The organism is Candidatus Neomarinimicrobiota bacterium (genome assembly GCA_016784545.1).
Taxonomy (GTDB): Bacteria; Fidelibacterota; UBA8477; order UBA8477; family JABMPR01; genus JABMPR01.
Map to the genome: position 1 here is coordinate 44192 of JADHUM010000020.1, position 10654 is coordinate 54845.

Consider the following 10654-nt stretch of genomic DNA (forward strand, 5'->3'; position numbering starts at 1 on the left):
ATCAGCCAAACTCAGGTCCAAGAAATCAGGGAAGCCGACTAGGTGGACTTGAAAACCTTCGCCAGATACCAAAGCTTTTGAAAAGTATCTGAGCAAACCTTCCCTCATGTCGAGCAAATAGTGAGCGATCACCGACTCCACCACGTTTTTGCAGTTTTCCAGGCTTTGCTGGTGACCTTTCTCTGGTCCACATCATTTATCATTATCAAATGGGGTCTGGCAGATATTCCACCTATCACTTATGCTGGATTAAGGTACTTCCTGGCTTTTCTGTGTTTTTTGCCCTTTATCTTCAAAAAGAAATACATAGAGGAAATCAGGGGACTCAGTTCCCAACAGCGGAGCAAGTTGCTGCTTCTGGGATTTGTATTTTATACGCTTACTCAGGGCACCCAGTTCTTGGGACTATCCCTTTTACCCGCAGTGAGTGTGAGTCTCATGTTAAATTTTACACCCATAGTTGTAGCCATCATGGGCATATTATTTATCAATGAAACTCCCAGCCAGTTACAGTGGTTTGGAACAGTCATTTTTATAGTCGGAATTATATTTTACTTCTTCCCGATCTCATTTGAAGGGAATCAAGGGCTGGGCTTGATGGTTATGGCTTTTGGGGTGCTAGCGAACTCAGGGGCTGGAATTCTTGGAAGAGAGATTAATCGCCAACGCAATATTAGTCCCGTAGTCATTACCTTTATCAGCATGGGCGTGGGTTCAATCATATTATTGCTTACTGGGTTTTTGTACACTGGGATTCCAACGATTAGCACACAGAACTGGTTTTATCTGATCTGGTTGGCCGTTGTGAACACTGCTTTTGCTTTTACACTATGGAATCATACGCTGCGCTCCATCTCAGCCATGGAATCAAGTATCATCAACGGTACTATGTTGATCCAAATCGCCTTTCTGGCCTGGTTTTTCCTGGATGAAAAAATCACTACACAGGAAGGAATAGGGATGGGAATCGCGGCTTTGGGGGCAACCCTGGTTCAGCTCAAGCCCAGGAAGTCATGACAATGAGGGTATTATGCCGTTGGAGCATGAGTATTGTAGATTGGAGTTCTGGTAACTACATTCATCCACATATTTGCGATTCTGAGAACCTGGCCGTTTTCAATGGTTAACGTTCTTCAATGAGAACAACAATAGGGATGGCTTCATGCAGCATAGTAATTGGCATTGTCCAAAGTGTAAAAACAATGAATATGAAACGGGTCAATTTGCCGCTACGGGTGGTGGGCTTTCCAAAATATTTGATGTCCAGAACAAAAAATTTACAACAGTCACCTGTGTAAATTGCAGGTATACGGAAATTTATAAATCCGAGACAAGCGCTCTTGGTAATATATTGGACTTGTTTACAGGCTAGTCCGACAATTTAAGTTTTAAGTTATACTCCTCAGTTATACTTAAAACTGAGTATTTTAATAAATCTAATTGCTTGAGAGGAATGCATGAGCGTAATAGATATTTTTGCAGCTGCAATCACAATTGTATTGTTTATCATTTTAGCCTATAAAATTTACAATAATACAAAACTGATGCGGGGCACAGCGAAAAAGTCCGGAAGTGGTAAAGCAGACGACATAATGCACGACTTTATGGATCAACCCGTATTGTGGGCCAAGCTATCAAAAGGGATAGCAGCAAGTGGTCCAGATGAGGAACTCAGTATGACACTTATGGTTAATGCAGCCTTCCAGGGATTTGAGGCGCAATGTCAGGAAGCTGATGCGGGAACGCTTGACGAGAATGGGATCCTGGCCCTGGAGGAGGGTGTACATAGAATATGCGCCATGCCGGGAGTGGCAAAATATCTGGATGATCTGAAACCGGACTTCTCCCAAAGGTTGCTGACTATTATTGATCAAACCCCCTGACGACCGCTCTTTTTTCTAGCAATATAGTTTGTGCTAAACCAGTTATAACATACAGATTGATCCTTCCCAAAATTAAAACATTATGAGTATTGATTTAAGCAAAGTATTTGACCTCAATAAAAACATATTTATTGAGGCCTGTGCCGGAGCTGGAAAAACCTGGTTACTCTCCAAGCGCTATTCAACTATCATGGATGATTTCGCCAGGCAGCAACACGAGGGTACAGCACTCCCCAGGAAAGATGCTTCAAATATCCTGGTCATCACCTTTACCCGCAAAGCTGCGGCGGAGATGTCGGCACGTATTTATGAAGACCTGAATACATTGCTTAATGATGAGGCGCTGGACAATGTTACTGATAGTTTTGGCGCATATTTGCGATCTGCCCCCCAGAGCACCAAGATGCATTTGCGCTCTACATTTTCAAAAAATGCCATATCCACCATTGATTCATTTTGCGCTCAAATCTTGCGAGAACAAGCAGAGCGTCTGGATATTGATCCAGAATTCAGAATTGAAGATGAGGCTGACACGCAGCGCATGGAACTGGAAACCTGGGAAAAGTATCTGGGAACATGTAGTCGCAACAAGGACCCAGACTTACAAGTATTGTTAGAGCATCTTTCAGTTTGGCATATCAGTGAATACATCAAGAAATTTCAGTCCCATACTCAGCTCCTGACGAGCTGGCTGGAGCATCAGAGCACAACATCTCCTGAGGATTTACAAGCTGAGTTTAAAAGGAAGCATCCACTCCCAGATGTGGTACAGGAGATAGAGTCAGCACTAATTCAATTGGTGGATAGATTCCCCTCTGCAAAAGAGGTACTGGATACTTCCCATTCACAGTATGTTTCACTCCAAGATCTTCTGGAGTTTTTGAGTAATCCCATTGAAGATGATTATAGATATGGGTTGGAACTGCTTGAGTTCACTCGGCGAATCGCCTTAACCAATGATAGAAAAAATTATCTAAAGAATCCCTCCGTTCCATCAGCAGTCTGGCCTGAAGCATTTAAGGATGAGGTCAGATTGCGCTTGAGAGCTTTTAAAGACAGAGCCGAGCAACTTTTACCCTACGAAACCCTCATGCTTGAGATTCCCAATGTATGGGATATAGAGGCCTGTCTTGTGAATCATCATCTCGCAAAATTCTTTCTGGGGTACCTTGAAGAACTCAACCAACGTCTCCGCCGGGAAGGTATTCTCAGCTTCAATGAGGTTATGCTCAGAACCAGAGAGGTTTTAAAGAACAGGGAAGTAGCTGCTGTATATGGTAAACGGTACCAGCATATTCTCTTTGATGAGTTCCAGGACACCAATGATGTCCGTTGGGATATTGTAAGACTCATTGGAGAAGCTGGCCAGGGGATCCTGCGCAATCAGGGACTCTTCATCGTGGGTGATTCCAAACAGTCCATTTACCGATTCAATCAGGCCGATGTCCAGGTCATGAATCGTGTCAGAAACATAATTGATGCTGGTGGCGGGTGGGTGCTTACTGCCGACGAAACCTATCGCTCTACTCAAAAATATGTGTCATCAGTTGTGAACCCATTAATCGGTTCAGCCTTTCCAGGCGATGAGGACCGCGAGAATATCGAATTATATGAAACTGTGTTTCGCGAGACAAGTGCAGCGAAAAGCACGCTATATGCTGATGAATATACTGATATATCTCGCTGTGAAGTGAATATTGTGCTAGATGATGAAGCTTCCAGAGGATATTCAGTTGACATCATGAAGACAGCGGATCTGACTCTGGAGTGGCTGAAATGGATCAAAGATAATGGATTGGAACCCAGGCGTGGTCCTTCCATAGGAATCCTCCTTAAAGCCTTCACGCCCATCCTCGACTATATCAAAATTTTCACATCAAGGGGAATTGAATTTGAGGTCCTGTCCAGTAAGGGATTATTCAAGCAACAAGAGAGCTTTGACATCTATCATTTGATTAGCGTGCTGGTAAACCCTCTGGATGATCTGGCTCTGGTAGGAATATTACGTAGCCCCTTCTTTGTGATGAAAGATGCAGACATCCAGCGCTTAAAGGATGCGGCGCAAGATAGGAGCAGCTCAGGATGGGTCTGGAATGGGTTGAATCAATTACATCCAGAAATTTGTAACACACTCAGAGAGTGGCAACAGGCCAGTGCCCGCGAACCTCTGGATCGTCTCATTGAAAGAATAGTTTCTGAGGATGAGAGGAGACTGAGTTGGATATCAGAAACTGGGGGTGTTCTGCGATTGGCAAATATCGATCGCATCATTCATACGATGCACCAGCTTTCCCTGGATGGATTGGGCATTCGCGAAATTCATGAGTACATGAAATATCAGATTCAACATGGTGATGCTGGACAGGCAGAATTACCGGGAGCTGCCAGTGTCCAGATTCTAACTATTCACAAAGCCAAAGGGTTGGAATTTCCTGTTGTTCTTCTACCGGGGATGGAGTCACCCTCCCCCAATAACACCAGTGGTATTTTTGTTGGTCGGGATGGCTCTGACTGGCAGGCCGGAATAACTCTGGATTCAAGAAATGCAAGTTACAAAACCTGGATGTACGAGCGTATTAAAGCACAGACTATAGCTGAGGAGGAAGCTGAAGATAAAAGATTATTCTATGTGGCGGTGACCCGCGCAAAGTATGGCGTGGCCTTTATTGCAAAAATTAAACCCGAAACAAAAGCCATGTCCTCCTCGCGCTGGAGCCGGTATCTGCAACCTGTCTTTGACCTGGAATTGGACAAGGATCTTGCCAATAGCGATCCCACGGCCCTAAAAAAGGAGTGGATGCAAAGATCAAATGAGGATGTGATTTATGATCTTACACTGGGCTCAGATATTCTTCATTCGGAAGCTGCCCAACCCATAAAAATGGGTGCTGAGCTTACTCCAGTAGAACCTGTCATGCCAGCTCTGGTCTACCGTGAAATTTCTCCCCACACCATTATGACATGGATGGATCAGCGCCAATACACAGGCTCGGATGAACGCCAAGTCGGTGAAGATCTGGGGCTGGAAACCTCAGCTCTCACTTTTGGCCGATTGCTACACATGGCTATGGAAATGAAATGGTTTATTCCTGAGAACTTTGATGGGGAGATAAAATTATTTCTTGAGGATGAGGGCCTTGTAGAGAAAGAAGCACAGAAGCCCTTTCTCACAGACCTTCGAGAATGCCTGACTATTTACCGAGATAGCGATCTTGCAAAAAGACTGGCTGTTTTGTCAGGCATCAATCGACTACCTGAATTGCCAGTTTTTGGCTACCTGAAAAGCACAACCCATATGTTCAAAGTAACGGGTATCATTGATTTGCTGTATCAATCTGGTGATGAGTGGGTTGTTCTCGATTACAAGACTGATAAAGAATTACCGGACCAGGATAAATTAAAGCAGCACGCATATTGGTATCAAATTCAGACCTACCTCTGGATGCTCAAGTATTTGTATGGAATTGAAGCCCGGGGAGAACTTTACTTCAATCGGTTTGACACACTGATTCCCATCACCTTTGAGGAGGAGCGATACTTTGATGGTCTGGCGAATTATGAACATGGACAAGGCTTAAGGCCAGTATTGCCGGGCGCTCAGGATCTAAACCCGGGTCTGATCGATATTTTAAAACGTCAGGATGCCCTGGCTGAAATACTGCTTATAGAGCCAACTAAAAATAGTGGCGAGTTGTTGGCCCAATCACTGGCAAAAGCGGGACTAAATCATCCCAGATTGCAAATTATGACCCTGGGTGACGTTCGCAAAATGACGGAGCCGGCTGGACGCAGACTGACACCATATCTGACTCGATTGGGGATAGCGCAACTCTCAGGTAAACGTATGCAATGGGGTGTGGTGAACCGCATGGCAGAGGCTTTTTATAAAGCAACTGGTGGTGAATCTGTCGTCGAGGGGAAGCAGGAGCTCTTTAACCAATTTTTGGAGTGGTGTGAAAAACAATCCATACAGACACCTGGACAAAAATCTGATTTAAAGCATTTTGCAGCCTCCAGAAAAATTATTGTTAACTCAATTCACTCAACCTCTCCGTCAGATTACGACTTCCTGAAAAATCTGGCCCATGATCATGATCTCATCTTTTTCGATCCTCTTCAGGGTGGGAAGCCATTATCAGGATTCAACATGTCCATTGTGGATTGGATGTCTCAGGATGAAATGCCCTCCAGGGATATGAATCATAGTTATACACCTTGTTTTTCTATTTATGAAGAAGCGGTTCTGGTGGGAGATCAAATCAGGCAATTAATCGAAAACGATGTTGCACCAGCTGATATCCGCATCGCCGTCTCTTCCATGGAGCGGTATGTCCCCGCTTTAAAACGGGTCTTTGATCAACAGGGCATCTCGGTGCGTCTCAGCAAGCGTGAACCAGTTATGGAACGACCAGTTACCCAATTGGCCTTTGCACTCATACAGGGTCGACTACGGCAACACGTTTCCTGGGACCTGGCCATGTCTGTCTGGCTCCATCCTTTGGTCATTCCCAGCGGGTCAGAAGGATATGCAAGATTAAAACTTGATATAGAAATGAGAAAGCTTGGAGTGACACTGGTCAGTGAAACACTGCCAGACTTGGTCTCACATCCCAAACTTCAGGAAACGGCCAAAGCTCTGGTTCAATTTCTATCAGATACATGGCAAACAGGAAAGTCACTGGGTTTGGTGGAAGCGGCTGATTGGTTGCTTGATGTCCTCAAAAATTTCCAGTTTGCCCATCGTCTCGATGCAGGTAGTGTGGCCTCTAAATCCTATACATCATTAAAAAATGCAATTCTTGGTTTGAGAAATGATTGGGAAAGATATTTAAGTCGCAAGGGGAGTCTTGGTGATCTGAATCGAGAATTGAGAGAGAGGTTGCGTGGCGTTGAAGTGGCCTCATCCAGTCAGGGTTTTGGTATCGATGTCATCTCTCTCCTGGACACCCTGAATTTGAAGTCCGGTCATCTATTTGTAATGGGTCTTACTGAGGGTCAATTTCCTCTGACCATAAATACCAATCCCTATCTTAAACCTGCAGCCCTGAACCCCTGGTTTTTAAATCTTTATCTATTCAAGCAATGGCTCAGTTTCCCCCGGGGTCACTTGCACCTCACAGCACCTTCTCGTAATTCTGATGGGGCTGCGCTCCAGGAGAGTACCTTTTGTCAGTATTTGGAGAAACTGGATTTCCCCAATCTACCTCCTATAACCCCTGACCAGCAATATACCCGATTGGCAGGTAAGCTGTTTAACTCACCAACTTCACAACGACACATTAGGCACAACCAACTACAACAAGCCAGGGGACAAGAAGCGTGGCAAGGCAAACTGTATGAGCATGACATCCACGAATTTGCTCACATCTCAGCTTCAGCTTTTGATGAATTGATCAAATGTCCCCAACGATATTGGTATAGTCGTAAACTTCGACTGGAAACTGCTGAAACCAATATTGCTGAACGTGAAGAGATCGAAGTGGGCAATCTGGTGCACAAGGTTTTAGAGCGATTTGGTCGCGGTGGTGGCTTCTTATTGGCTGTTGACAACTTCCCAGCAGCCCTGGAAAAACTGGAAAAAATATCTAATGCACTGTTGGTTGAGAAGGAAGTGGATCTGGATGCAGACTTACTTCACAATAAATGGGGGGAGTTATACTTTAAAAACTTTGAAGAGGTTGAGCAAAACCTGATCGCCGCTATGTTAAAAACAGAGATCGAAGTACTTCCTTCATTCCAGGGCATGGGGCTTCATGAGCAAGCTTTTGGGGATGAGGATGATCCAGAATCCTGGGCTTCATACGAAATAGAGGGTGACTCGATAAAGCTTTCTCTTCGTGGAAAAATTGATCGAGTACTGGTGTCTGATAAGCATGTATGGGCAACAGATTATAAAACTGGAAAAGTTGATATTAAAGAAAGCAAGGAACTCTGGACCAGTCAGATGCTGTTTTATTATCTGGTTCTCAAATCACAATATCCTGAGAAAGATGTGGTATTGACCTACGAACAGGTCAAGGGGTTCAGGGACAATGCATTTGGTCTAAAGGGTTACATTGGTGATGTAGACTCTGATCATCCCGTCATGGATACATTGCCGCCGCGTTCAAGGGCAACCCTGGCTATTGGTGGAGAGGCGGACTGGACCATAGATCGAATAAAAGCCGAAACACTTGCTTATGCCCAGGCATTGGCTGACAATCATTTCCCTCTCACTTCCCGAGATGAGAAGCTTGCCTGTGCTTATTGTCCTTTTGATAGAATCTGCCGGAAAACTGCATTGCCCAGATAAAAATATTTAATGCTATCCAGGCTGGGATTCGAATCCCAGCCTGGATATTCATAATTGTCTATCCCTCAAGTTTTGAGATAGCTTCCCCCTGGGTTTCCCAATCCTCAAGCAGCGTTTCGAGTTCCGCATTTAACTTTTCTAAAGCCTTTGAAAGCTCTGCAAGTTTAGCGGGATTGGTGGCATTTGCTGGATTATGAAGTTCGGTTTCCAGGGCTGACTTCTTGAGTTCGGCCTTATCAATATCACGCTCAGTTTTATTAAAAGTCTTACGCAGAGTTTTAAGTTCCTGGTGACGGAGTTTGTTGGTAGTAGGGCTTCGAACTTCAAGCGGTTGGTCAATGTTGTTCAATGACTTTTGATAGTTTGTCAGCTGGTAGGTGTCGGCGAAGACCTTCACGGTACCATCACCAGCCAGGTAGATGATCTCATCGCAAACGCGATCCATCAGATAACGATCATGTGTGATCAATAGCAGGGCGCCCATAAACTCCTGGAGACTCTCCTCCAATACTTCCAGCGTAGGAATATCCAGATCATTGGTAGGCTCATCCAGGATGAGAATCTCAGCCGTTTCCAACATAATCTTTGCCAGCAAAACACGGGCTCTCTCTCCACCAGACAATTGTGAGACGGGGAGCTCCAGTTGCTCTTTCTGGAATAGGAATTTCTTAGCCCAAGCACTCACATGGAGGGGGTTCCCATGAAAAATTACGGTATCACCATCTGGAGCAAGTGCACGTTTCAGGGAGAGTGTTTCATCTGGGAGATGACGCGACTGGTCCAGGGTTACCAGGTTAACGCCCTGTGTGATTTCAACCTCACCAGTGTCAGCATCCAACTGCCCCCGAAGCACATCGATAAGACTACTCTTACCACTGCCGTTGACCCCCATGATACCGATTTTCATACGAGGAGAAAGCAAGAGCTCCAGATCTTTGAACAGGGAATGACCGCCCCTGGATTTGCTGATGCCCCGGGCGTGAAGCAATTTTTTTGACCGCCTGTCACCAGACTCAAATTTGAGACCGGCCTCAGTCTGGAGATTGTTGCGTTGTTTTAGTTCGGTGAGATCGTCAATCATGTCATAGGCTTTATCGACACGATATTGGGCTTTGGTCGTCCGGGCTTTTGGGCCATGGCGCAGCCAGTCGATTTCCCGTCTCACTTTATTGGACAACGCTTCTTCTTCCACGCGTTGATCGTTTAAAACCTTTTCCTGGTCCTGAAGAAATCGAGAATAATTACCTTTAACTTTGAGGTAGCCCTCCTTGTAACGGCGATCCAGATCCATGATGCGATTGCAGGTATTTTCAAGAATAAAGCGGTCATGGCTTATCATGATAAAGGCGAACCTGGCATTTTGGAGAAACGATTCCAGCCACAGAATTCCCTGGAGATCAAGATGGTTTGTGGGTTCGTCCAGTAAAACCAAATCATTATCCTGAGCCAGAACACAAGCCAGAGCGACCCGTTTTTTCCAACCCCCTGACAAGGTTCCAGAGATTTTATCAAGATCTGAAAACTGCATTTGATCCTGGATATCATTGAGCTGTTTCTGAATTTCCCATGGTTCCAGGTGATGAGGAAAATGTTGGGAGATGACCTCTCGAATGGACAGTCGCTCATCGAATGTATCTGTCTGGGGCAGGTAGGATACACGTAAACCAGAGCTGAATGAAATGTCTCCACTATCCACCTGTTCAAGACTGGCCAAAATTTTCAGAAGGGTTGATTTGCCAGCACCATTGGGACCGATTAATCCTATACGTTCGCCGCTATGAATAGTGATAGACAAATTTTTGAAGAGCAGCGTATTGCTGTAGGACTTGTGTATGTTTTGGGTGGAAATGAGTGTGGAAGGGGTCACATCAGCAACTTTCTGAACAATTTAATCAGGATTGGTATAGTCAAAAACATTGATCAATATAATTATGATCTCAGATAATACTATTTGTGCAAGGAGATAATTGTTATAATGAAATAATTAAAATAATATGGGGATAACACCATATTGCATTAACATCTTAGTGAAATATCAGAACCTAATTAAAACATTTTTGCAATAAATATATTTTAATAGTAGTGAGGGAGATCAAGTCATGATGAAACGTTATATTTGTGACACTTTTAGTGCTTGTATGATGTGCCCTCACCCCATATTATGTTCAAAACAAATGAAATGAAATGAATTAGCACCTAAGGTGCTGATATTGTTTTGTTTATTGCATGCAACAAAATAACGGAGGACGTATGTGGCGTAAATTGTTACCAATTTTATTAATTTTGAGTGTGACTGTAGCATTTGGTCAGACCGGCGAGTCTTGCGAGACTGCCATCGCTTATGGTGCAGTAAATGATGCTGCCATGTCCGGCGATCTAGTTGCCGGTGGTGCTGACTGGTACAGTTTTACTACAGATGGAAGTTTTCAGGAAATTACTGTATCTCTGTGCGGTAGCACGGGATTGAGTGATTCCAAAC

At 44.4% G+C, this 10654-nt stretch carries 6 protein-coding genes; 5 read left to right on the forward strand and 1 reads right to left on the reverse strand.

Going from position 1 to position 10654, the window contains the following annotated elements; all coding sequences use genetic code 11:
* Nucleotides 1-120: 120 nt before the first annotated feature.
* The 4 genes from ISR87_06275 (at nucleotide 121) to ISR87_06290 (ending at nucleotide 8175) form a co-directional block, all read left to right on the forward strand.
* Nucleotides 121-1017, forward strand: a complete 897-nt coding sequence (locus tag ISR87_06275) for a DMT family transporter (GenBank protein ID MBL7025047.1) — start codon at nucleotides 121-123, stop codon at nucleotides 1015-1017.
* Between the two features lie 145 nt (nucleotides 1018-1162).
* Nucleotides 1163-1372, forward strand: coding sequence for a zinc ribbon domain-containing protein (locus ISR87_06280; protein ID MBL7025048.1), 210 nt, complete (start codon nucleotides 1163-1165; stop codon nucleotides 1370-1372).
* Nucleotides 1373-1457: 85 nt separating this feature from the next.
* Nucleotides 1458-1883, forward strand: coding sequence for a hypothetical protein (locus tag ISR87_06285; protein ID MBL7025049.1), 426 nt, complete (start codon nucleotides 1458-1460; stop codon nucleotides 1881-1883).
* An 82-nt stretch (nucleotides 1884-1965) separates the two neighbouring features.
* On the forward strand, nucleotides 1966-8175 hold the full coding sequence (locus ISR87_06290) for an exodeoxyribonuclease V subunit gamma (protein ID MBL7025050.1): 6210 nt from the start codon (nucleotides 1966-1968) through the stop codon (nucleotides 8173-8175).
* 58 nt (nucleotides 8176-8233) lie between these two features.
* Here ISR87_06290 and ISR87_06295 read toward each other — a convergent pair whose 3' ends face one another.
* Nucleotides 8234-10042: an ABC-F family ATP-binding cassette domain-containing protein gene (locus ISR87_06295; GenBank protein MBL7025051.1), complete on the reverse strand. Its 1809-nt coding sequence runs from the start codon at nucleotides 10040-10042 to the stop codon at nucleotides 8234-8236.
* A 383-nt stretch (nucleotides 10043-10425) separates the two neighbouring features.
* On the opposite strand from ISR87_06295, the gene ISR87_06300 reads away from it, so the two are divergent.
* Nucleotides 10426-10654: hypothetical protein (locus ISR87_06300; protein MBL7025052.1), on the forward strand; the 229-nt coding region annotated here is incomplete at its 3' end.

What these genes read in the sequence shown, in the direction of transcription:
- ISR87_06290 (MBL7025050.1), top strand. Translation starts at nt 1,966, where the DNA reads ATGAGTATTGATTTAAGCAAAGTATTTGACCTCAATAAAAACATATTT.
- ISR87_06280 (MBL7025048.1), top strand. Translation starts at nt 1,163, where the DNA reads ATGCAGCATAGTAATTGGCATTGTCCAAAGTGTAAAAACAATGAATAT.
- ISR87_06285 (MBL7025049.1), top strand. Translation starts at nt 1,458, where the DNA reads ATGAGCGTAATAGATATTTTTGCAGCTGCAATCACAATTGTATTGTTT.